General features: G+C 37.6%; 24 protein-coding genes, 1 tRNA gene and 1 pseudogene. 12 read left to right on the plus strand and 14 right to left on the minus strand.

Features of this window, described 5'->3' with window-relative positions; translation table 11 throughout:
* Positions 1-13: 13 nt before the first annotated feature.
* The 3 genes from ACTJJF_RS17190 to ACTJJF_RS17200 all read right to left on the minus strand — a co-directional run bounded on the left by ACTJJF_RS17190 (position 14) and on the right by ACTJJF_RS17200 (position 2,058).
* Positions 14-757 carry a dienelactone hydrolase family protein gene (locus tag ACTJJF_RS17190; protein WP_440700425.1) on the minus strand — a complete coding sequence of 248 codons (744 nt, stop codon included), beginning with the start codon at positions 755-757 and terminating at the stop codon, positions 14-16.
* A 108-nt stretch (positions 758-865) separates the two neighbouring features.
* Positions 866-1,477, minus strand: coding sequence for an HAD family hydrolase (locus tag ACTJJF_RS17195; protein WP_440700426.1), 612 nt, complete (start codon positions 1,475-1,477; stop codon positions 866-868).
* A 149-nt stretch (positions 1,478-1,626) separates the two neighbouring features.
* The gene (locus tag ACTJJF_RS17200) at positions 1,627-2,058 is read right to left on the minus strand and encodes a type I restriction enzyme HsdR N-terminal domain-containing protein (RefSeq protein WP_312305787.1); all 432 of its coding nucleotides are present in this window, start codon (positions 2,056-2,058) and stop codon (positions 1,627-1,629) included.
* 7 nt (positions 2,059-2,065) lie between these two features.
* Between ACTJJF_RS17200 and holA the strand changes: the two genes are divergently transcribed.
* Complete coding sequence (gene holA / locus ACTJJF_RS17205; RefSeq protein WP_312305784.1) at positions 2,066-3,103, plus strand: DNA polymerase III subunit delta; 1,038 nt, start codon at positions 2,066-2,068, stop codon at positions 3,101-3,103.
* A 212-nt stretch (positions 3,104-3,315) separates the two neighbouring features.
* Entirely contained in the window at positions 3,316-4,257 is a 942-nt protein-coding gene (gene trxB, locus ACTJJF_RS17210; protein ID WP_312305782.1) for a thioredoxin-disulfide reductase, read from the plus strand.
* Positions 4,258-4,621: 364 nt separating this feature from the next.
* Here the strand turns inward: trxB and ACTJJF_RS17215 are convergent, their stop codons facing one another.
* Positions 4,622-5,473 (minus strand): hypothetical protein, encoded by an 852-nt coding sequence (locus ACTJJF_RS17215; protein WP_440700427.1) that lies wholly within the window; start codon positions 5,471-5,473, stop codon positions 4,622-4,624.
* 504 nt (positions 5,474-5,977) lie between these two features.
* On the opposite strand from ACTJJF_RS17215, the gene ACTJJF_RS17220 reads away from it, so the two are divergent.
* Positions 5,978-6,190: a glyceraldehyde-3-phosphate dehydrogenase gene (locus ACTJJF_RS17220; protein WP_312305770.1), complete on the plus strand. Its 213-nt coding sequence runs from the start codon at positions 5,978-5,980 to the stop codon at positions 6,188-6,190.
* A gap of 172 nt (positions 6,191-6,362) precedes the next feature.
* Positions 6,363-6,447 (plus strand) — tRNA-Ser (locus tag ACTJJF_RS17225).
* Positions 6,448-6,559: 112 nt separating this feature from the next.
* On the opposite strand, the pseudogene ACTJJF_RS17230 reads toward ACTJJF_RS17225, so the two are convergent.
* Positions 6,560-6,700, minus strand: a pseudogene (locus tag ACTJJF_RS17230) (transposase); the annotation flags it as partial.
* Between the two features lie 366 nt (positions 6,701-7,066).
* Positions 7,067-7,720, minus strand: coding sequence for a DUF892 family protein (locus tag ACTJJF_RS17235; protein WP_440700428.1), 654 nt, complete (start codon positions 7,718-7,720; stop codon positions 7,067-7,069).
* Positions 7,721-7,735: 15 nt separating this feature from the next.
* Between ACTJJF_RS17235 and ACTJJF_RS17240 the strand changes: the two genes are divergently transcribed.
* On the plus strand, positions 7,736-7,933 hold the full coding sequence (locus tag ACTJJF_RS17240; RefSeq protein WP_440700429.1) for a hypothetical protein: 198 nt from the start codon (positions 7,736-7,738) through the stop codon (positions 7,931-7,933).
* Between the two features lie 132 nt (positions 7,934-8,065).
* Entirely contained in the window at positions 8,066-8,425 is a 360-nt protein-coding gene (locus tag ACTJJF_RS17245; RefSeq protein WP_440700430.1) for a VOC family protein, read from the plus strand.
* A gap of 54 nt (positions 8,426-8,479) precedes the next feature.
* On the opposite strand, the gene ACTJJF_RS17250 is transcribed toward ACTJJF_RS17245, so the two are convergent.
* Both ACTJJF_RS17250 and ACTJJF_RS17255 read right to left on the minus strand, forming a co-directional pair.
* Positions 8,480-8,626: a bacteriocin-like protein gene (locus ACTJJF_RS17250; protein ID WP_165602490.1), complete on the minus strand. Its 147-nt coding sequence runs from the start codon at positions 8,624-8,626 to the stop codon at positions 8,480-8,482.
* Positions 8,627-8,651: 25 nt separating this feature from the next.
* Positions 8,652-8,795, minus strand: a complete 144-nt coding sequence (locus tag ACTJJF_RS17255; RefSeq protein WP_312305757.1) for a bacteriocin-like protein — start codon at positions 8,793-8,795, stop codon at positions 8,652-8,654.
* A gap of 275 nt (positions 8,796-9,070) precedes the next feature.
* Between ACTJJF_RS17255 and ACTJJF_RS17260 the strand changes: the two genes are divergently transcribed.
* The 4 genes from ACTJJF_RS17260 to ACTJJF_RS17275 all read left to right on the plus strand — a co-directional run bounded on the left by ACTJJF_RS17260 (position 9,071) and on the right by ACTJJF_RS17275 (position 11,661).
* Positions 9,071-9,946 (plus strand): alpha/beta fold hydrolase, encoded by an 876-nt coding sequence (locus tag ACTJJF_RS17260; RefSeq protein WP_312305755.1) that lies wholly within the window; start codon positions 9,071-9,073, stop codon positions 9,944-9,946.
* Positions 9,947-9,991: 45 nt separating this feature from the next.
* Complete coding sequence (locus tag ACTJJF_RS17265; protein WP_440700431.1) at positions 9,992-10,357, plus strand: VOC family protein; 366 nt, start codon at positions 9,992-9,994, stop codon at positions 10,355-10,357.
* Positions 10,358-10,479: 122 nt separating this feature from the next.
* Complete coding sequence (locus ACTJJF_RS17270; RefSeq protein ID WP_440700432.1) at positions 10,480-11,064, plus strand: hypothetical protein; 585 nt, start codon at positions 10,480-10,482, stop codon at positions 11,062-11,064.
* A 138-nt stretch (positions 11,065-11,202) separates the two neighbouring features.
* Positions 11,203-11,661: a hypothetical protein gene (locus ACTJJF_RS17275; protein ID WP_440700433.1), complete on the plus strand. Its 459-nt coding sequence runs from the start codon at positions 11,203-11,205 to the stop codon at positions 11,659-11,661.
* 127 nt (positions 11,662-11,788) lie between these two features.
* Here the strand turns inward: ACTJJF_RS17275 and ACTJJF_RS17280 are convergent, their stop codons facing one another.
* Entirely contained in the window at positions 11,789-13,243 is a 1,455-nt protein-coding gene (locus tag ACTJJF_RS17280; RefSeq protein WP_440700434.1) for a sigma 54-interacting transcriptional regulator, read from the minus strand.
* Between the two features lie 79 nt (positions 13,244-13,322).
* The gene (locus tag ACTJJF_RS17285) at positions 13,323-14,462 is read right to left on the minus strand and encodes a vWA domain-containing protein (protein ID WP_440700435.1); all 1,140 of its coding nucleotides are present in this window, start codon (positions 14,460-14,462) and stop codon (positions 13,323-13,325) included.
* An 810-nt stretch (positions 14,463-15,272) separates the two neighbouring features.
* Here ACTJJF_RS17285 and ACTJJF_RS17290 point away from each other — a divergent pair.
* Positions 15,273-17,006 (plus strand): sensor histidine kinase, encoded by a 1,734-nt coding sequence (locus tag ACTJJF_RS17290; protein ID WP_312305739.1) that lies wholly within the window; start codon positions 15,273-15,275, stop codon positions 17,004-17,006.
* Positions 16,984-17,637: a response regulator transcription factor gene (locus ACTJJF_RS17295; protein WP_440700436.1), complete on the plus strand. Its 654-nt coding sequence runs from the start codon at positions 16,984-16,986 to the stop codon at positions 17,635-17,637. Before ACTJJF_RS17290 ends, ACTJJF_RS17295 begins: the two co-directional genes overlap by 23 nt.
* A gap of 432 nt (positions 17,638-18,069) precedes the next feature.
* On the opposite strand, the gene ACTJJF_RS17300 is transcribed toward ACTJJF_RS17295, so the two are convergent.
* From ACTJJF_RS17300 to ACTJJF_RS17315, 4 genes are all read right to left on the minus strand, one after another.
* Positions 18,070-18,528: a DoxX family protein gene (locus ACTJJF_RS17300; protein ID WP_440700437.1), complete on the minus strand. Its 459-nt coding sequence runs from the start codon at positions 18,526-18,528 to the stop codon at positions 18,070-18,072.
* Positions 18,529-18,611: 83 nt separating this feature from the next.
* On the minus strand, positions 18,612-19,211 hold the full coding sequence (locus ACTJJF_RS17305; protein ID WP_440700438.1) for a Crp/Fnr family transcriptional regulator: 600 nt from the start codon (positions 19,209-19,211) through the stop codon (positions 18,612-18,614).
* Between the two features lie 55 nt (positions 19,212-19,266).
* The gene (locus ACTJJF_RS17310) at positions 19,267-19,701 is read right to left on the minus strand and encodes a hypothetical protein (protein ID WP_440700439.1); all 435 of its coding nucleotides are present in this window, start codon (positions 19,699-19,701) and stop codon (positions 19,267-19,269) included.
* A gap of 136 nt (positions 19,702-19,837) precedes the next feature.
* Positions 19,838-21,154: a sensor histidine kinase gene (locus tag ACTJJF_RS17315; RefSeq protein WP_440700440.1), complete on the minus strand. Its 1,317-nt coding sequence runs from the start codon at positions 21,152-21,154 to the stop codon at positions 19,838-19,840.
* Between the last annotated feature and the right edge of the window lie 56 nt (positions 21,155-21,210).

Consider the following 21,210-nt stretch of genomic DNA (forward strand, 5'->3'; position numbering starts at 1 on the left):
GTTACACTGAGTTTCATTTCAGTATTTCTTTCAGGAACATCAGTGTATGGTTCCATGCTCTCTTAGCCATCACTTCATTATAATCCGGAGACTTCGGATCGGTGAATGTATGTTTTGAGTGGGCATATGTGATGATCTGCCAGTCTGCATTTCCGTCATTCATTTCTTTGATCAGGTTGCTGTAGTCTTCAGGGGTTACACCTCTGTCATCCGCAGGGTTTTCAACCAGTATTTTAGCCGTCAGTTTTTCATTTTTTCTGCTTTGATCCCGCCCCAGGCTCCCGTGAATGGAAACAACGCCTGCAACAGGCAGATTTCCCCTTGCAGATTCCAAAGCACCGGTTCCTCCGAAACAATACCCGATGACTGCTGTTTTATCAGCTATAGCTCCGTTTTTCTTCAGTTGTTCTAAGGCCAGCGAAATCCGTTTTTGATATTCCTGGTAATTCTGTTTGTAATAGCCTGAGCTTTTGGCAGCAGATTCATTATCCGCCGGGATCTTGCCTTCGCCATAAATATCTGCAATGAAAGCAATATAACCTTCTTTCTCCAGCTCTATGGCTGCTGTTTTAGCTTCTTCATCAATACCTTTCCAGGCTGGAAGAATCAGTACTCCCGGAAGTTTTTTTCCTGCATTCGAGGTAATCAGTCCGTTCAGTTTCTGTGAGCCGTCCTGATAGGTTACTGTTTTTAGCTTCTGGCTGAAAAGAGTTCCTGAAGCTAGCATCAATGTGGTGAGTAAAATAGATCGTATCATATTATTTTGTAATGGTAAGGTGAAATTGTTCTTCTGTCTATAAGAAATCCTCAACTAAATTACTTAAAATAACTTAATTGAGGATGAAATATATTGTATATAAAATGATCACATTTTTACTCCCAACCCGGCAAGCTCCTGTTCAAGATTGGTATCCGGTGTTACATGAATGGTCACAAAACCTAAAGATTGAGCCATCTCAATATTCTTCGGATTGTCATCTATAAAAACAGATTCGCCAGCCTGTATATCGTATCTTTCTAATAATATGTGCCAGATTGCAGGATCAGGTTTGATGAGTTTTTCCGTTCCTGAAACAACAATTTTACCATTAAAAATCTGGAAAAAGTCATAATTTTCCAACGCATAGGGAAACGTTTCTGCAGACCAGTTCGTTAAACCGAATAACTGATAATCGGTATTCTTCAGTTTCCTTAAAACATCAACATTCTGAGGAATATCGCTTTTCAGCATCACCGTCCAGTTATCATAGTAAGCTCTGATTTCTTTTTCCCAGTCAGGGAATTTTTTTACCTGAATTTCAGTTCCTTCTGAAAGGCTTCTTCCCCGGTCCTGTTCAATATTCCATTCATCCTGGGCGATGTTTTCCAGAAAGTATTCCATTTTTTCGTCATCATTGAAATAGGTTTTGAAGAAATATCTCGGGTTCCAGTCCATTAGAACCCCTCCGAAATCGAATATAATGTTTTTTATTTTCATAATTAATTAAAATGGTTGTGAATTACTGCTTTTTTTATGAACCACCCCGTCAAAAATTTTTGAATTTTTACCACCCCTCCAGAGGAGGGGAATGATTACGCCTTCAGTTATAATCGTTGTGAAAACGGAAATGATTATATGTTTTTTATTTATTCCGGTCTGTAAAACTGATATTGCCCGTCCTGATAGTAAGCATTGATATGCTGAAGTCCATTGGTCAGAATGATTTCCTTGGCTCCGATAATAGAGTTATATCGGGCAGTCTGTTCAAATGTTTTTTCCGTTAATTTGATCTGGGGAGCTTTACATTCGATCAGGACTACAGGTTCTGTTTTCTCAGTAATCAACAGGTCAACTCTTTTGGTAAGGCCATTCAGAACGATCTTTTTTTCCGTGATCAATGCTGAGGTAGAATAGGACTTTACCGTAAGATAATAGTGGATCCAGTGCTGTCTTACCCATTCCTCAGGAGTGAGCAGAAGATAAGTTTTACGAACCAAATCATAAATAAAAAACTTATCTTTGTCTTTCTTGAATTTAAAATCAAAAGTTTCCTGAAAATTCAGTTTTGGAAGTTCCATTAATAAGATGAAAGAATTAGATTTAATCCTCAAAAATATTAAAAATAAAGAAGTTTTACCTATTTATTTTTTCCACGGAGAAGAAGCTTACTTTATTGACCTTGCTGTGAAAGCCCTTGAACACAATTTCCTGGAGGAAGATGAAAAAGCTTTCAACCAAACCGTTACCTACGGAAAAGATACTTCTTATCAGGAAGTGCTTTCTCTGGCAAGACAGTTTCCGATGATGGGAGATAAGCAGGTGATCATTGTAAAAGAGGCTCAGGATCTGAAATTTAATGAAGAGGAAAACCGTATTCTTGAAGCTTATGTAGAAAATCCCGTGCCTTCTACAGTACTGGTTTTTGCCCATAAACACAAAAAACTGGACAGCAGAAAGAAAGCAGCCAAGGCTCTGGATAAAGCCAAAGCGCTTTTTCTGAGTGAATCTGTAAAGGATGGCAATCTTCCCAAATGGATTGCCGATGAATGCATCAGGCTCAATATCAAAACAGCGCCCAATATTTCCCACCTTCTGGCAGAATATCTGGGGAATGACCTCTCAAGAATTGCCAATGAGCTGAACAAACTGAAAATCATTCTCAAAGAAAATGAAGTGCTGGACGGAACGATTATTGAAAATCACATCGGGATCAGTAAAGAATACAATATTTTTGAGCTTCAGAAAGCCTTAGGAACCAAAAATGCCAATGCAGCCTTTAAGATTGCTCATTTTATGGGAAAGAATCCTAAAAACAATCCTTTTGTAATGATGCTTGCAAGCCTTTACAATTATTTTTCCAATGTCATTATCTATCAGACCATGGCAGGGCAGCCCCAGCAGACCATTGCTTCCCAGATGGGCGTTCATCCTTACTTCATCAAAGATTATGCGGAAAGTGCAAGGCTTTATCCTTTGAAACATGCTACTAGAGTCATTTCTGTTTTAAGGGAGTTTGATATGAAAGGAAAAGGGCTGGGAGCTGTGAATATGGGAGAGGCAGAATTAATTAAGGAACTTGTCTATAAGATTATAAATATAGATAAGATTAAAATGAAGGTATAGCAAGAGAGAACAGGATAGATAAAGAAGAGGTATTTTTAAACTTATAAAAGTATCCTGTACGTTGCAACACCCAAAAACGGATTATACTCTTTCATTGACAATCCGCATATCTGATATTGACAAGTATCATTAAAATAACTTTAAAAAGACGGCAAAAATTACGAAATTAGCGGTCTTAATTTAATTAAATCTTTTTTCGAACAAAATAAATTATGGAGCAAAACATTTTAGATTGTGTGATCGTAGGATCTGGACCTTCTGGTTTCACAGCTGCTATCTATGCAGCAAGAGCAGACTTAAAACCTGAATTGTATACAGGTCTGGAGCCGGGCGGACAATTAACAACCACTACGGAAGTTGATAACTTTCCAGGGTATCCGGCCGGGATTACAGGTCCTGAAATGATGATGGATCTGCAAAAACAGGCAGAAAGATTTGAAACAAAGGTACATTACGAAATGATCACCAAAGCTGAATTCTCTAAAGAAAGAGGTGGTGTTCACAAACTATATGCAGGAAACAAAGAGATTCTTGCCAAAACAGTTATCATCTCTACAGGAGCTACTGCAAAATACCTGGGCCTTGAAGATGAAAAAAAATATGCCGGGGGCGGGGTTTCCGCTTGTGCTACATGTGATGGCTTCTTCTACAGAGGAAAAGACGTTGTGGTAGTAGGCGCAGGTGATACAGCAGCTGAAGAAGCTACTTATCTTGCCAAATTATGTAAAAAAGTTACCATGCTGGTAAGAAAAGACGTTTTCAGAGCTTCAAAAGCGATGATCCACAGAGTGGAAAACACTCCGAATATTGAGGTGAAATTCCACCATGAGCTGATCGGGATTGAAGGTGAAAACAGCCTGGTAGAAAGAGCAGTGATCATCAACAACCAGACTCAGGAAAAATCTACAGTAGATGTGGAAGGTATCTTCATCGCTATCGGTCACAAGCCGAATACGGATATCTTCACAGGTCAGATAGATCTTGATGAGAACGGATATATTCTTACGGAAAAAGGATCTTCAAGAACCAATCTTCCGGGAGTATTTGCTGCAGGAGATGTACAGGATCATATCTACAGACAGGCTATTACCGCTGCAGGAAGCGGATGTATGGCTGCAATGGATGCAGAAAAATATTTAGCTGAATTACACTAAGATTCAGTTTTAAAAAATGATATAAAGCGTACCCCAGGGTGCGCTTTTCTTTTGGATTCATAGCAGTTCAGGTAGGTTTTTATTTTTTGTTAATTGCAAAGGTGCAAAGGTTTTCTACTTTATATATAGCTTTTAAGGGCGCAAGAAAATCCAAGATTTTCAGCAAGAATTCATGTGATTTTTACAGCTATAATCTCTGTTTCTATGTTATTTATTTCTTCAACAGCATAGAGACAGAGTTTATTATTTTGTGAAAACTATTACTCCAAATGAAGACGCAAACATTCCCCTCCCTTGGAGGGGTGGCAAAAATTCAGAGAATTTTTGACGGGGTGGTTTTCCCAGGCATCGTTCCGCACAACTCCTAATCCAGAATATAAATTTTCTTCTCCTTAAGATTGAAACCCAGTTTTTTACCCAGCCAATTGATACTCGTTTTGCCTTCATAAATAAGGCCTTCCACAAAAAAGACTTTAGGCTTCTCAACAGTAACGAAAGGGGTTGAAACAGAGCCAATATCACCCTTATAAAACTTCGTCGTCATATCCGGGTTGAATTCGCTTTTCTTTTCCATCATCTGCAGGGTTTCTTTTTTGATGTTCAGTGTATTCATCAGTCTTTCGCTCAACCAGAAAGAATCGTTTCCGGCGCCGGAATCCAGAAGAATATTGATCCTGTATTGGTTATCCAGAAGCACATAGGTGGTTATATCCAGAGACTGGTCCGCATTGGTAGATAGCTGGATATCCATCACTTTTTTGCTGCTCAGCTTTTCTTTTGGGAAGATAAGCTCTTTCGTTGTATAATCTATGATAAACTCTGTGTCATACAGCATGGGTAGGGAGATCAGGCCGTCAATTCCTTTGATCTCGGTATCATGGGTGGCGTACCAGGTATCTTTGAATTTTTTGCCATTGAAAACAATCTCTTTCGACTTGAAAAGGGGGACGGTCATCTTTTCACCCGTTGCCCGGAAGGCCGTCAGGTAATTATAAGTTTCTTTTGGCCCGAGTTCTTTGGAAAAATTTTTCAGGAAAAGATTGATGCCTCCTCCGGTATCAAAAATAAAATTTCCTTTTTTGCCATCCACTTCAGCCCCTACCACGAGGTGGCCGGAAGGAAGTACAGACATAGGCATTTTTTGGGCTAAAGCCATAGATGAGAAGGCTAGTGAAGCGGTAACAACCGCATTTTTGATAAAAGATTGAGTAAACATCCGATAGTGTTATTAGTTTTTTATGTTGTGATGAATTTTTACAAATATAATGTATTCTGACCATTGATGGGGCATCCCCCCCTTTGAAACGGTCTGGAGATAGCTGTTCAAGGGGTTCCCGGTACTTGTATAACCGTCTGGAGGGGGTTCATCTACGGTCTCCAGCCACTTTAGTAACGGATATATACCGTTAATGAAGGGTATATACCCCCTTAGGTAAGGGGATAGAGGGGCTTGGGTAAGGGGTTCCGGACCCCTATGGAAAGGGCTGTAGGGTCTTCGGAAGGGGCTAAACGGAGTTTTTGATGAAAGCAAAAGAAAAACGGCCTCCAATGGAAGCCGCTTTTATCTTATAAGTAGAAGGTTATCTTTTCTTTGATTTTGCATTTTCTACGATCTGCTGTGCTGTTTTTTTGAATTATTTGTAAAGTGCTTATGATGATGGCCGGAAATGTCTTCATACTTCAGCTAAAATTCCTACATTTAGCAACTAATCAAAAAAATATGGAAACAAAAGTCATCAAAATAACACACGTTACCGGAACCTACACCATTGAAGCTCCCCACGGGCAACTCAATGACCTGAAAACCCAGCTGGACAAATGCCTGAACGATGAGCAGGGAGCTATAGTCATAAAAGGACAGGGCGGAGACCAGTTTGTGTACCCGTCTGATCTTTTAAAAAACAGCTTCATCGCAATAGTAGACAGGGAATAGGGGACATTCATATTCATTTACAAGAATTGGAGAAATATTTTACGGAAAATAATTCCCTTGATTTCTAGTCTATTATTAAGTTTTGTTAAAATTTATACACTAAAAGTTTTGCAGGAATTAAAAATCGTTCTATATTTGCACCACTGAAAACAACGGTACTACCGGAGTTTAAGGAGAGTTGGCAGAGTGGTCGATTGCGGCAGTCTTGAAAACTGTTGACTGTAACAGGTCCGGGGGTTCGAATCCCTCACTCTCCGCAAAAATCCTCGAAAATCTTAGATTTTCGAGGATTTGTTTTTTTATGAAACTCTGCCATTTTTCCAGATCCTGGATCAAGCGCAAAAGTGGATCAAGCGCAAAAGTTGTGGACTAAGCAAAAAGTTTGGTTAATCTAAAGAGGAAAAATGTTCTGTCTTTCACTCCTCTGAGTTGCATTCTGAAGTTTTTAATTTTAGCATTGAAAGATTCTGCGGAAGCATTAGTACTTCTTTTATCAAAAAAAGCTAAGATCTCGGATCAAGCGCAAAAGTTGTGGACTGATCCAAATAATGTATGTTTTGTACTGCTCTCCAGTTTTTGAACCTGATCCCTTTCTATATGTTTTTAAACGAAACGATAAATCATCATTTTCTTATGACTTCCAATACCTATAATAGCAAAACTGCAACATTAGATGTTGCAGTTTAGTATATTTATTCAGATAGAGATAATTATCATTTGATTTCTATTATGAGTATAATCATAGGCTTATTTTGTACCATATTGTACTTTTGTCATACCATAATAGTTGTAGTTTTATCTCCAAATCTACAGGCTTACCCTCCTTAGCCGGAGGGTTTTATTATTGAAGAGCTGATGTTTCATTATGCAGAATTATTACAGCGCCTTGGTATTAAGTCCAACGTCTGCAATTTTACTCAGTAATTTATCGCATTTTTTTTCTTCATTCAGGGTTGCTAAAAGATTTTTCAGGCATACATTTTCCTTAAGAACTTTTGCATAAGCAGCCAGTGTACCATAGGTTGCAATCTCATAATGTTCTATTTTCTGTGCGGCTGCTATTATCCCTGCATCTCTTACAGTTCCTGCTTCAGTTTCTTCCATGATGCTTTTTCCTTCATCAAGAAGTCCCTGCATGGCATCGCATTTCTTTGCCTGAGCTTTCTTTTTAAGTGCCTTAAAACATTCTGCAAGTCTTTTTACATGCACTTCAGTTTCCATTAAATGGTTTTCAATAGCTAACTTGAGCTTTTTATCTGTTGCATTCTTATGCATTTTGGGAAGGGCTTTTACCAATGCTTTTTCTGCCCAGTAGATGTCTTTGAGACCATCTTCAAATAAATCTTCCAATCCTTTAGAGGCATCCTTTTTAGCAGGAGTTTTTTTCGTATTACTTGCCGGTGTCTTTTTTGTGGAAGCTTTTTTTGTTGCGTTTTTGGTTGCCATAATATTATATTTTGTGTGATTATTGTTAATCTGCTGCAATTCTAGGGCCATTGCTGCTTCCCGGCTCATAAGTGTCAATTTCATTTTACAGCAATTGCAATGGATAAAAAAAAGGGTAAAATCTATGTAAGGAATGAAAAAAGAATTCTTATTGTAACCAGAGAAGAATTTAGAAAGGTGTTACAAAACTATAATGACAACCCTGGCTTTTTTCATGGTAAAGCCTACAATGAAGATGGTAGTCAGATACCTGTCAGATCTTCCCCACAGCCATATAATCCAATTGAATTAGAGTAAAAATATTTTGCACAGAACTTTTTAATGTTCAGGATTACATATAGATATGTTGGGTGCAATTTAACACAAAAGATATTTATATTATCAGATAAAAAGCTAAATTTAATCCATGTACTGATTAAATAGTAAAGCATGGATTTAAGAATATTATCAATCGTGTGGGGAGTACAGGACATGAACAGAGCTATTGCTTTCTGGTCTGCAGCTCTGAACTATAAACTCAAAAAAGATCCTGAACCGGATTTTGCCATTCTGGTTCCTGAAGAAGGCCAAGGAATTCAGCTGTCATTAAAACTGACAACATCCCCGGAGCCGAAAAGGCATCATATTGACCTTATTACGGATCATCAGGATCGGGAAGTAGATCGTTTACTCGCTTTAGGAGCCGGCAGAATGAAAGACTGGAATTATGAACAGGACGCAGATTACGTAGTATTGCTGGATCCGGATGGAAATTCTTTTTGCGTCGTACAGGCACCGGAAAATTCATGAAAAAAGCCTTAAGATCAAAGATCCTAAGGCATACTTATTTATCATTAATTGATTCTAACTTAATATATCACATGGTGCATAACAAAGTATCCATGGGCATTTTTTTATTCCCGGAGGCGGGCAGCATGCTTCGGAGCAGCTGAGTGCTCCGCCATTAATGTTTTTCAACTGGTCTCTTGAAATTTTCTTACAATTTTTCATAGTCAAGTCAATTAAGTGTTACAATTTAAGGCTGATTTCCGCCGCCACATCCATCGTACGGCATACATTGCCATTTCCCGCCGATTAAGCATATCTGTCCTCCAGGGCAGTTAATACCTCCTTTAATAGCCTTTAATTCCTGTCTTTCGATTTTTTTTAAATTTTTCATAATATTTAGGTTTAGTTCTGTTCGAAATTAATCAATTTTTATTTAATGAAGTAAATTATTCTTAAAAAAATATTTGTTATTCCTATGGGTTTATCTATGTGATATTGATGAATAAGCCTTTTAAATCAGGTAAAATATAACAACTCTAAAAGTTTTCCCGGAACAAGATTCATCAAAATGCATTAAGATAAAATCTTGTCCTGTGGCAAGTGAAGTTTGGTGATGAGTTGGTAATTTTGATTAAACATTTTACTCAACTAAATCCGGATTATATTATGAAAAATCTATTTAAATCTTATACGTTCCTTAGAGTATTCCTTGCCGCTGTACTCATTATACTCACCGTATCACAACTGAATGCCCAGAAAACAAAACCTTCCGATAGTGGCTATGCTCCTGTAAACGGGATCAAAGTTTACTATGAAGTATATGGCGAAGGCCGGCCTGTCATTTTGCTTCATGGCGCTTTTATGACCATTGATACAAATTGGAGTGAACTGATTCCTGAACTTTCAAAAAACAGAAAAGTAATTGCCATTGAATTGCAGGGCCATGGGCATAGCCCGTTTTCAGACAGAAAATTATCTCATACTACATTAGCCAGTGATGTTGCGGGGGTAATGGACCACCTGAAGGTTGAAAGTGCGGATGTTGTGGGCTACAGTTTTGGAGGCGCCATAGCCTACCAGTTTGCTATCCAGAGTCCTAAACGATTAAAAAATCTGGTCATTATTTCTGCAACGTATAAAAGCAGTGGCTGGATCCCTGAGATTAACAGTGTATTTAAAACCATGAAACCGGCTCTTTTTGAGAACAGCCCTATGCATACAGCTTACAATGCTGTGGCTCCTGATAAGACAAAATGGACGAAATTCCTGGAACAGATGATTGCTTCTGCCGGAACTCCATATGATATGGGAGATTCCAATATTTCGAAAATTACAGCTCCTGTACTGATCATAGCGGGTGATAATGATGGACTGGATAAAACCGAACTGGCAAAAACCTATAAGTTATTGGGTGGCGGTATTGCTGCTGATATGGCTCCCATGCCCAAGTCACAGCTGGCTATTGTACCCGGGCAAAGCCATGTAAGCCTGATGATGCAGACAGCGACTATACTTGGCTATCTGAATAATTTCTTAAAATAACTTAAAGTTGCAACAGTCTATATTATCTTCTAAGAACCATACAATATGAATACAAAATTTGAAGCAGGAATCAATATTGCTATTAAAATTCCAAAAAATAAATATGAAAAAACGGTCGCTTTTTACAAGAATATTCTGAAACTTGAGGTTGAAGAAAAACCGATTACCAATCCTACGGTTTCCAGAACACATGAGGTGAAATTCGGGCACAATATAATATGGCTGGACTGTGTAGATAATTATACCCACTCCGAAACCTGGCTGCAGCTTACTGTGCCTGACGTAGAAGAAGCTACAGAATATCTGAGACTGAGTGGAGTAGAGACCTGCGATGAAATTGAAGAACTTCCTGAAGGGATGCACTGGATTACAGACCCGGCAGGTACGGTATTCAATCTGCAGCAAGGGTAGATGGTTTCAGAAAATATTTATTCTCTTTAATCAAAAATCATCGTTTCATAAAGTATTTCTCCTCTGTAGGATTTGGTTTGCTTTTTGCAGTGAGTGATGGATTAAAAAAATAAATAAAAATTATGAAAATCTCTTATCTGGGAGCAGGAATTGTAGGTACAGCGTTGGTACTAGCATTAAGTTCAAATGTTGTTTTTGCCAAAAAAAGCCTGAAACCCGTTTTTGAAAAAGTAAATGCGAATTCAGACTCATTAAAAATAGAAGGTCTGGCTAAAGACTTAAAGAAGCTGAAACCTCTTGGTTCTGATGAATTTAAAAGAAAATTTAAAAAAGAGATTAACGGATACAAGCTTACGGAAGTAACGGCTTCTGAAGATAATGAAACAGGTTCTTTCGCTACAGGAAATTATGCAAAAGCAGGTAAAAACATTTATCTGATGGTTGCAGACGGTGCAGGAGCCGGAGCTGAACAGGTAAAATCAAGCCTGCTTAATTACCTGGAAACAAAAAAATATGAAGAACCGGGAGATAAAACCAATATAAAAAGCTATAAGGGATGGCAGGTGTATTTTGATTATAGTATGTTTGAAAGTGATCAACATACAAGCATTCAATATCTGGAAGGGAACAGGTATTCTGTAGTCTCATCAGGGAATAATGTTCCTATTGACGAGCTGAAAAGCTTTTTAGATAATTTTAGTCTATAACAGCACTTTTTATTATTTTTAAGCACCGAATTATAATAATTTAATAGTACCCTTATGACGATGAAACCATTCACTCTAATTTTAGCTGTATTTTTTCAATTGATAAGTATAACAGCATTTTCTCAGAAAACAGAGGGCTTGAGCTCTTTACTTAATAAAGAAGCAGAGTTTATTTTCCCGCAAACCCCTGATAAAATTTCAAAAGTTTTGCAGACCAAAACAGTTTTCTACGAAGATGCCAATGAAGAGAAATATGCAAAATGGCTGACTAAATCAGGCCTGGAGCTTTACTGCGGACTGGGAAAAAATAATATGATCAGCGAAATGTTTTTTGACATTCCTGAAGATAAACCTGTAGTCATAGAAGGTCTTCCTTTTGGTCTTGCCCTAAATAAAACAACTTTAGAGGAAGCTAAAAGGAAATTGGGAAAATATGGGACGAAAGTTCAGAAATTAGGTGATGACAGTGAATTTTCCGGAGGATCAAAACTGACATTCAAAAAAGGAAGACATTATACCACTTTACTTTTTGACAGCAAGAGTCTTCTAAAATCCATAGGACTTACAAAAGAACTCATTGATCCTGCAGCCAACTAATGTATTTTAAGAAGTTGGGCTTCTTAAAAATTTACTGATCAATAAGAAATTTAATTGCCACGGATACACGGATTTTATCTGCGTATCTGTGGCAAAAAAATATCTGCTATATTGAAAATGGAATCATCTAGTTACGTAAAAACTGACCAATACCGGCAGAATCAAACGTAAAAACCGACTGATTTTCAGACTTATCTATTTTACTGCTGATCGTCAAAGCCCATAACACCAGTTCTTTGCAGAAATTCTGATCTTCTTTGCTTAATTCCGATGTATTTTCCTCAATCACTGTAGTCAATGGAGTTACTTTATCAAGTTTAGCATAGAACTCTTTATCTGTATCATTATAATTAAGCTCCAGATGATTTTTGTTGAACCAGCGGATCAGGTCTGTATAAGGGGTTTTGATATCCTCTTTCTCCAGTTTGGGAATGCGGGGGAACAGGCTTTCAAACTGTCTCATGACGGCTTTATCAATTAATATCTTAGCTACATAATCTGCGCCTTCCTGCTCACCTTCATATACCAGTTCAATTTTTCCGGTAATAGACGGGATAATAGACATGAAATCAAGTAAACGGACTGTGGTTTTTTCAGCTCCCGACTCAATGAGGCGTAATTTCGCTGCAGCTACCAGGTTTTCCATTGCACTGATGGTCAGACGGGCACTTACACCGCTTTTTGCATCTACATATTCACTCTCACGGGCTGCAAAAGCAACTTCTTCCAAAAGATCTTTAGCCAGATCAGGAATTCTGATATTGGATTGGTCTTCGGCTGAAATCATGGCCTCCTGTTCAGTAATCTGACGGGCAAGGGCAATGGTTTTAGGATAATGGGTGAAAATCTGTGATCCGATCCTGTCTTTCAGAGGAGTCACAATGCTTCCCCGGTTGGTATAATCCTCCGGATTGGCGGTAAAGACAAACTGAATATCCAATGGCATTCTCAGCTGAAAACCACGGATCTGAACATCTCCTTCCTGTAGAATATTAAACAGGGAAACCTGAATGCGTGCCTGCAGATCGGGAAGCTCATTCAATACAAATATAGAACGGTTTGCCCTTGGAATCATCCCGTAGTGTAAAACCCTTTCATCGGAATAAGGCAGTTTTAACGTTGCTGCTTTAATAGGATCTATATCTCCAATCAAATCTGCAACATTCACATCCGGTGTTGCCAGTTTTTCAAAGAAACGATCGGAGCGGTGTACCCAGGAAATGGGCGTTTCATCTCCCAGTTCTGTAATAAGACCTCGGGCAAATTTAGAGATAGGATGAAAAGGACTGTCATTGATTTCAGAACCTTTTACAACAGGCATATATTCATCAAGCAGATCTACCATGCTTCTTGCAATCCTTGTTTTTGCCTGTCCCCTTAAACCCAGAAGGTTGATATGGTGGCCCGCAAGAATTGCTTTTTTCAACTGGGGAATTACCGTGTCCTCATATCCCCAAAGCCCTTCAAATACAGGTTGCCCGGCTTTGATCCTTGCAATCAGATTGTCCTGAATTTCTTCGTTGATTGTTTTATGAATATATCCGGAATCTTTCAGTTCCTTGAATGTAATATCGTTTTTCATTTCTTTTTTAAGTAATAATTAGTATCTGATGAGAATTTCAATTCTAAAACTTAAGCTCTGTGATGTATGGCTTAGTTTGCTATATTCTCTTTATTCTGTTTTTTTCATAATCTTCAAAAATCATTTGTCCGAGACCTGACAGGCCGGTTAAGAACGCTTTCCCTTTATTCTGAGCTGTAAATGTTTCTACAAACTGGCGGAGGTAAGGGTCCTGGGCAATCATAAATGTTGTGATCGGGATTTTCAGTTTTCTGGCCTGTGCAGCCCGGTTGAGGCACTGGTTCACAATCATTTCATCAAGCCCGTAGCTGTTCATATAAAACTCTCCTGTGGGAAGCTGGATGCAGCTCGGTTTTCCGTCAGTAATCATAAAGATCTGTTTGTTGGTGTTTCTTTTCCTCCGAAGAATATCCATGGCGAGCTCTAAACCGGCTACCGTATTGGTATGATAGGGCCCTACTTTTAAATAGGGAAGGTCTTTGATTTTAATTGGCCATGCTTCGTTTCCGAACACGATGATATCTATGGAATCTTTAGGGTATTTCCTTTTTATCAGTTCTACCAGTGCCATGGCTACCTTTTTCGCCGGAGTAATGCGGTCTTCACCATAAAGGATCATAGAATGACTGATATCAATCATCAGAACGGTGCTCATCTGTGCTTTGTGTTTGGTCTCTTCTACCACAAGGTCATCTTCTGTTAACCGCAGATCGGAAATTCCGTTATTCACCTGGGCGTTTTTCAGGCTTTCGGTCATGTTGACTGCAGACAGGTCGTCTCCATATTGGTAAGTCCGGTTTTCACCATCCCGTTCATCGCCAATGCCCGTTTTGGAAGTGCGGTGATTTCCGGTGCCGCTTTTTTTCAGTTTTCCAAAAATTTGATCCAGGGCATATTCACGGAGGGCAGCTTCCAGTTTGGGTGTTAATAGATTTTTGCCTTGTCCGTTTCCGGAATTGCCCTCTTCGGAATCATCTTTTCTGATATATCCCCGTTTTCTCAAATCTTCCTCAAAATCCTGCAAAGAATATTCATCATCAAAAATATCATATTCTTTATCAAGCATATCAAGCCATTCGAAGGCTTCTTCAATATCCCCGGAGGTATGGGTAAGCAAATCTTTGAACACATCAAAGACCCGGTCAAAATGCGATATTTCTTCCGGTATATGCTTACTGAATATAAAGCCTCTATGGGGACTAAATTCTTTATTGGTCATAAGATCATGAAGCTTTTTGCTGTTATCTGCTTTTGAATACCCAGATCATGTACAATGATTGGCAGGCATTCAGTATTGCTTTATCTTTTTAAAGAGACAAGTTAGCAAAATATCATTTCAGGAACTCTTATGAGAAATAGAAAAAACTAATGGTGGTTATATAAAATCGAAATATAGTGTAGCAGATCTTACCTTTATCAGTTGCAACTCAATATCTGATTCTGCTGAATGATTATTTCTGACAGATATTTGTGATGAGCAAATTCGACAAATAGACAATATTGATCCTCTTTTGAGAAAACTTCTCCCGAAGCATTTTTGAGTATAAATGCTTTATAATGATATTAACTAAATGGAAACAGGTACAATATAATAAGAATAACCATTTATTATTTCTCATTTATCATCCTTATTATTAACCTTGCAGAAAAGACAGGAATAGAGATGATTTTAGATAGTAACGTTGAGCCCTGATGAGTCTGAGCAGATAGCGTGGTCATGCTATTGATAAAGGTTTTGAATAAAGTAATAAATATTTTGTTGAATGATGATTTTTGCATCTTATTCTGAAAATAACCTGCCCGGAATGAAATTTTTAATCTGTAAAAGGATTTTGCTGACAACTTATATTGAGTTTTCCGGATTTTGTCTGATATTTACTATTATAAAGAAGTGAAAATTTACTTTAACTTTGTAAATTGTATGGTATTATACATATTGCATATTTTTTGACAATAATAGTATATCATTGAAAACTAATAACAAGTGAACTTAAGTTATCAGAAAAAATAATTTAGCTGACAAATAGATATGAAGAATAAATTCTTAAATTTTAAATTGAGGAAAGTAGTTCACTACTCACTGATCATATGTATTTTATCAATACAGGTAATTATCGCCATATTTTTTTATAACGAATTTGTCAACGGAAAAAAACTTCAGTTTATCAAAAACCAGCTGGAAGACAGCAGGGCTCTGGGAGGATTAACGGATAATTCAAGGAAAGACTTTATGGTTGCCCAGGAACATTTCCAGAAATATATGGCTACCCAGGATGACAAAGATCTGCAGCTGTATTTTCAGTCGCTGAAAAAGCTTAAGCTGAATTTTGATAAAATCAGTGAATATGAAAATACAAGCCCAAGGCTGAAAAATACCCTTGCACAGCATAAAAAAGACACACTGAAAGTAACTAAGCTGAAAACTCTGATCGATTCCGTATACCAGACTTCCCTGAATCCTCCTGCAAAAATTCAGGATAAGCAGTATGAGCCGGAGAAATATAAGAATGATTTTGAAGATTTCAATATACAGACCCGTACTTATGCAGATACAATTAAAAAGAAAGGCTTTTTCGGTCGTTTAAAAGATGCGGTAACCGGTAAAGTGGATGTACAGAAGGAAAGTACGGTTATTACATTAACGAATAACAAGACCATAGATATTTCTCAGGTAAAATCGAAGATGGATAATACCATAAAGTCTATGGATAAGCATTATGCTGCAGAAGTAAAGAAGGTTCAGCAGTATGCCGCACAGAACCAGAAAGATAATCTGCGGTTCTACAGTACATTTGGTAAGCTGTTGGTATACAGCAACGGTCTTATCGATGTGTATGAAAGTGCTATCAGGGACTTTAAGGCCGAACTGGAAAAAGAATACAACAAGCAAAGCTCAGATAATAACAGAATAAGAACTAACCTTGTCCTTGGCCTTATGGTTCTGATGTTCATTGTATCTATTCTGATCATGTATTTTACAAGAATGGCATTTATTTATGAGCAGAAGCTTAATGTAGCCAATAAAGAAATTAAAAAGAATCTTAATTTCAAAAACAGAATACTGGGAATGCTGAGCCATGATCTGAGATCTCCTCTGAAGATCATTAATATTTTTATTGATAAAATTCACAGGTCTACCGGTGATGAGACGATAAAAGACTATCTGAAGTCGATAAAGTTTACTAACAGTACCTTGTTGCTGCAGTCTAATCAGATTCTGGAGTATACGAAGAACCAGGATGCAGAAAAGAAACTGATACAGTCTGTTTTTAATCTTAAAGAAGAGATCAGTTCTATTGTAAAGGTGATTACTCCTTATCTTGAAACAAGAAACAATAAATTTCTGGTAACAGACAGGATCCCGGAAGATGTGGTGGTGTATTCGGATAATATCAGGATCAATCAGATTTTCATGAATATTCTGGGGAATGCCAACAAATTTACAGAGAACGGTCAGGTGGATCTTACCATGTTCACTGAACCGGTGGATAAAAACACCATTGCACTGATCACAACGGTAGGGGATACCGGAATAGGAATCTCCGAGTCTGATCTTGGTAAAATTTTTGATCCTTATTATCAGGGAATGGTATCTGATGAGGTTGATAATCTGGGAGCAGGTCTGGGGCTAAACCTTGTGAAAGAGATTGTAGAGCTTTTTGATGGAGAAATATCGGTAGCGAGCAAGCTGCATAAAGGCACGAAAATAACATTCAGGATCAACTTAAATATGAATCATAATGGAACAACCAATGGAAAATAAGGAAATTGTATTTCTTTTAGCAGACGACCACAGTATTGTAAGACAGGGGATGGAGATCGTCATCAGTGATATTGTTCCGGATGCTAAAGTATACCAGACTTCATCTTTGCAACAGGTGGTAGAGCTTGTAGAATCCAAAGGAATAGAAATGGCTATCATTGATGCCCATTTTCCGGATGGAAACAGCTTGCATATTTTACCACAGATGAAAGCAGCAAATCCTGACCTCAAGATTTTGATTTTTACGGGTCTTGAAGAAGATCTGCACGTCCTTAAATTTATTAAAGCAGGAGCAAACGGATATTTGAGTAAACTAAGCGAAGAGGAAGAAATAAGAGAAGCTCTTATAACCTTTATAGAAAAAGGAGAATACTTCTCTGATCTTTCCAGAAATTTACTGGTACAATTTGTTTATAATCCTAATCTGATCAGCCCTCTCAGCAGTCTGACCAAAAGAGAAATGGAAATTGCAGAAATGTATGCAGAAGGATACGGGAATCTGGAAATTGCAAATAATTTAAACATAAAGCAAAATACCGTAAGTACCATCAAAAAAAATATCTTTGAAAAACTGAAAATTGAAAACCTGGTTGAGCTGATCGAACTCGTGAAAACCCATCACAAAATATAGTTTCCATATTTCTTTCGTTTTATAGATAAATATCTATGAAACCGTCGACATGTATCGATGGGTTTTGTAGGTGGTTTTATTTCGTAATGTTGTTACTTTGTGGTATAAAATTTACCAAATTAAAAAAAGGTATTAAGTACATAAAAATGCTTTTTTGAAAAGGTCAATTTTAGACAAAAACACACAATGATCATAACTATAAAAATAATAAACTATAGTTATATAAAACACAAATGATGAAGAGGAATTATGCAAGTGATGAAATAAAATACATAAGCGTATAATAGCCTTTAGTAAGAGCTTCTTGAAAAAGCCAAATGATAAAAAAACACAAATTACTATAGGGGAGTTCATACAGGTTATTATTACAAGTAAAAAAGGAGACTGGAAGGTCTCCTTTTTTTATACAATTCTTAATTTTTCCTAATGATTTTACTTATTCAGTGATCGGTCAATGGAGTATTTTCCGCCTCCCTGTATCAGAAGGGAAAGACAGATACCCAGAACCAGCAGATGATATTCAAACCCTTCTGCACCGGCAGGCATCTTTCCGAACCAGTTCATGAAAAAACCATGAGAAGCATGATCGGTAACAATCATTCCTATAAATAAAGAAAAAACGGCTATGGCAGTAATTTTTGTCCATGCTCCCAGTAATAAAAATAAAGTTCCCAGACATTCGATGGCTATTGCAATAGCAGCAACGATTGATGAAAGCCCAACATGAGTGGTCATATAATCCATTTCTCCTTTTAGCCCCGGTCCTTCAAACCAACCGAATAATTTTTGGGCAGCATGGGGAAATAATACGATTCCTAAAGTAAGCCTTAGAATAAGCGGCGACCATGTATCATCTGCAGATACAATCCACTGTTTGATTGCTTTGTTCATTTTTACAAGTTTTGATGAACAAAATTAGTACAGCATCTGTTGTTTATCCTGTGATTTTTGGTACAAAAAAGTTGTGCGGTTTGTCACAGGTTTAAAGGCTCATCTCTGTACTGCTGACCTTTAAGCCTGCTCAGTGTTTCACGGGTAATGCCTAGAAAAGAAGCTATATGCTGCTGGGAAAGACGTTGCTCAAACCATCCATAAGATTTCGCAAACTCCTGATACCTCTCTTCAGCCGGCTTCTGCTGGAACAGGATCCTTTTTTGGAGAGAAACGAAAGCTTTCAGGAAGATCTGACGAAAGTAGCTTTCCAGAGCAGGAATTTCTATAAACAACTGCTCCAGCCTGTTTTTTTCAATCATCAAAACTTCAGTATTTTCAATAGCTTCGATATTATAGACGGAAGGCTGGGCGTGCATCATACTATACCAATCGGAGATCCACCAGTTTTCAAACGCAAACTGAACCGTATTTTCCCGTCCGTTCTCGCTGACTTCATATTGTCTCAGACAGCCTTTGATGACAAAAGAATCATAGGTACAGATTGTATTTTCCTGTAATAGATATTGTTTTTTTCGGAATTTTCTGTAAACCAATGCAGAGCAGAAAAGCTCTTTTTCCTGATCCGACAGGAAGACGTACTGGCTGATGTGGTTTATTATATCTTCATATTGGGGAGACATATCGTATGATTTGGATGTTTATCCAAAGGTAACCATTAAAAAATAAGCCTTTTCATTACAGGCGGTTATCATTTCCATACAGAATGGCAACTCCCGATTTTTTACGTACAATCTGGCGCAATGCTTTCTGAAATTCATCAACAGCATGAGGTTCTGCAATAATCTCAAACTGAATTTTACATTGGGTCTCAGGCCGGAAAGTGGCATCAGTTGCCATGGTAATCTGAATGCCAATCTGCGAAAGTGAAGAGGCGGGATAAAATTTCATAGAGAAATAGGCAAGGGTAGAATCTTTATGGCCTAATTCAAAAAAAGGAATTGTGTTATTTTGTGGAAAATCGATAAGGCTGTTGGTAAAGTACTCGAGGGTTTCACGATCCCCATAGTCCCACATTTCTCCCGAGAAAACCGTGTTGGAGCCCTTGATATCAAATATCATATCTATATCATCATCACTTACGGTAATTTCCAGATAAGATTTCAGGTTCATGGTTTGTTTTGAATATTTTATTTTTCAAATATAATCAATTGGTAGCCGTATTTACGGAAAAGTCTTGCTGAAAAGAAGAAAATATCTATCTTTCAGGAAACTAAGAGCCATGCTGAAAATTCTTACATTTCTGTCTTTATTCCAGAAACCACAATTCAAAACAGCTTCCTTCCTGCAGTGCTTTATAATTAAGATAACCACCATGAGCTTCCATAATACTTTTAGTAAGCGTAAGCCCGATTCCGGAGCCATTGGACCTTGTTGTAAAAAACGGGAGGAATATCTTGTCTTTGATCTCAAACGGAATTCCTGAGCCGTTATCTGTGATACTTATAATAATACGGTTGTTCTGAGACCTTACAACGGTTGTGATGGTTTTGTTTTCTTTTTCTGAAACGGCATGAATCGCATTGAGATAAACATTGATCAGGCTGCGTTCAACCATTTTTTCATCTGCAGATACAAGATAATTTCCGAGGTCTGATATGATCTTTATATTGTGTTTTTCAAATTCAGGTTTCAGAAAACTGACGGCGGCTTCAATGACTTTTTTGAGCGGAACAGGTGAAAGGACAGGCTTAGGCAATTCTGCAATCTGCCGATAGTGGTCCACGAAATTTAAAAGCTGCTTTGATTTGGAATTGATGATCATGAGGCTGTCTTTCATTTCCTGCTGATCTTCGGGATCTATGATTTCCTGGTTGCTGATGTATTCAAGATTCTGGATCAGACTGTTAACGGGAGTTAAAGTATTCAAGAGTTCATGAGAAATCACTTTCATCAGATTGTTCCAGGCCAGTTTTTCTTTTTGCTCTATAATTTTCTGCACAGATTCCAGGGTGATAATATAGAAATGGTGCTTTGTGTTTTTCACCTGCTTGGTTCTGAGAGAGAAAGACTGTTTGGAATTATTATGAATGGAGATATCAAAAAATTCCTGTGAGCTCTTATAGCCTGTTTCTTCAATAATTTTATAAAATTCCGGTACTTTGGCAGCATACAGTTCCCAGCGGTTGTATTTGGGAACCTGTAAAATATCAAGGAATGTGTTGTTTACATAAAATACATTCCAGATTTTATCTTTTTCAGACAGAATAATCAATCCTGTTTCCATTTGATCCAGGATACTTTCATAGAGGAGTTTGTAGGAAGATAAAGAAAACTGTTCCTCTTTGCTTTGATAATACAGACGGATACTGTTATCAAGCAGCGGATCACCTTCCATCCGGGGAAATAGTGAAAAATCTTTCTTTCTTACAGCGGAAATGATTTTCTCTGCTTTTGAAGCCCGGGCAAAGAATGAATAATGCATCAACGCCACAAAAACAATCATAAGTAGGATAAAGAGCAGGACATTGAACCATTTTCCTTCTGAAAAAAAGTGATAGGCGCCAACCCCGCCGGCTATAGCAAGCATATTGTAGATGAGCCCTAAATGATAGCTTTTATTCATTATTTAATAACAAATTTTTATTCATATTTTAAAACTGATTTGCAATAACAATCAGG

Origin of the sequence: Chryseobacterium sp. 22458, from assembly GCF_052044975.1 — a bacterium.
Taxonomy (GTDB): Bacteria; Bacteroidota; Bacteroidia; order Flavobacteriales; family Weeksellaceae; genus Chryseobacterium.

Coding starts and splice junctions, on each gene's coding strand:
- ACTJJF_RS17305 (WP_440700438.1), bottom strand. CDS start 19,211: ATGTCTCCCCAATATGAAGATATAATAAACCACATCAGCCAGTACGTC.
- ACTJJF_RS17280 (WP_440700434.1), bottom strand. CDS start 13,243: ATGAAAAACGATATTACATTCAAGGAACTGAAAGATTCCGGATATATT.
- ACTJJF_RS17195 (WP_440700426.1), bottom strand. CDS start 1,477: ATGAAAATAAAAAACATTATATTCGATTTCGGAGGGGTTCTAATGGAC.
- holA (WP_312305784.1), top strand. CDS start 2,066: ATGAAAGAATTAGATTTAATCCTCAAAAATATTAAAAATAAAGAAGTT.
- ACTJJF_RS17235 (WP_440700428.1), bottom strand. CDS start 7,720: ATGAAATTGACACTTATGAGCCGGGAAGCAGCAATGGCCCTAGAATTG.
- ACTJJF_RS17260 (WP_312305755.1), top strand. CDS start 9,071: ATGAAAAATCTATTTAAATCTTATACGTTCCTTAGAGTATTCCTTGCC.
- ACTJJF_RS17270 (WP_440700432.1), top strand. CDS start 10,480: ATGAAAATCTCTTATCTGGGAGCAGGAATTGTAGGTACAGCGTTGGTA.
- ACTJJF_RS17315 (WP_440700440.1), bottom strand. CDS start 21,154: ATGAATAAAAGCTATCATTTAGGGCTCATCTACAATATGCTTGCTATA.
- ACTJJF_RS17255 (WP_312305757.1), bottom strand. CDS start 8,795: ATGAAAAATTTAAAAAAAATCGAAAGACAGGAATTAAAGGCTATTAAA.
- ACTJJF_RS17215 (WP_440700427.1), bottom strand. CDS start 5,473: ATGTTTACTCAATCTTTTATCAAAAATGCGGTTGTTACCGCTTCACTA.
- ACTJJF_RS17265 (WP_440700431.1), top strand. CDS start 9,992: ATGAATACAAAATTTGAAGCAGGAATCAATATTGCTATTAAAATTCCA.
- ACTJJF_RS17250 (WP_165602490.1), bottom strand. CDS start 8,626: ATGAAAAATTGTAAGAAAATTTCAAGAGACCAGTTGAAAAACATTAAT.
- ACTJJF_RS17220 (WP_312305770.1), top strand. CDS start 5,978: ATGGAAACAAAAGTCATCAAAATAACACACGTTACCGGAACCTACACC.
- ACTJJF_RS17290 (WP_312305739.1), top strand. CDS start 15,273: ATGAAGAATAAATTCTTAAATTTTAAATTGAGGAAAGTAGTTCACTAC.
- ACTJJF_RS17190 (WP_440700425.1), bottom strand. CDS start 757: ATGATACGATCTATTTTACTCACCACATTGATGCTAGCTTCAGGAACT.
- ACTJJF_RS17285 (WP_440700435.1), bottom strand. CDS start 14,462: ATGACCAATAAAGAATTTAGTCCCCATAGAGGCTTTATATTCAGTAAG.
- ACTJJF_RS17240 (WP_440700429.1), top strand. CDS start 7,736: ATGGATAAAAAAAAGGGTAAAATCTATGTAAGGAATGAAAAAAGAATT.
- ACTJJF_RS17310 (WP_440700439.1), bottom strand. CDS start 19,701: ATGAACCTGAAATCTTATCTGGAAATTACCGTAAGTGATGATGATATA.
- ACTJJF_RS17300 (WP_440700437.1), bottom strand. CDS start 18,528: ATGAACAAAGCAATCAAACAGTGGATTGTATCTGCAGATGATACATGG.
- ACTJJF_RS17295 (WP_440700436.1), top strand. CDS start 16,984: ATGGAACAACCAATGGAAAATAAGGAAATTGTATTTCTTTTAGCAGAC.
- ACTJJF_RS17245 (WP_440700430.1), top strand. CDS start 8,066: ATGGATTTAAGAATATTATCAATCGTGTGGGGAGTACAGGACATGAAC.
- ACTJJF_RS17200 (WP_312305787.1), bottom strand. CDS start 2,058: ATGGAACTTCCAAAACTGAATTTTCAGGAAACTTTTGATTTTAAATTC.
- trxB (WP_312305782.1), top strand. CDS start 3,316: ATGGAGCAAAACATTTTAGATTGTGTGATCGTAGGATCTGGACCTTCT.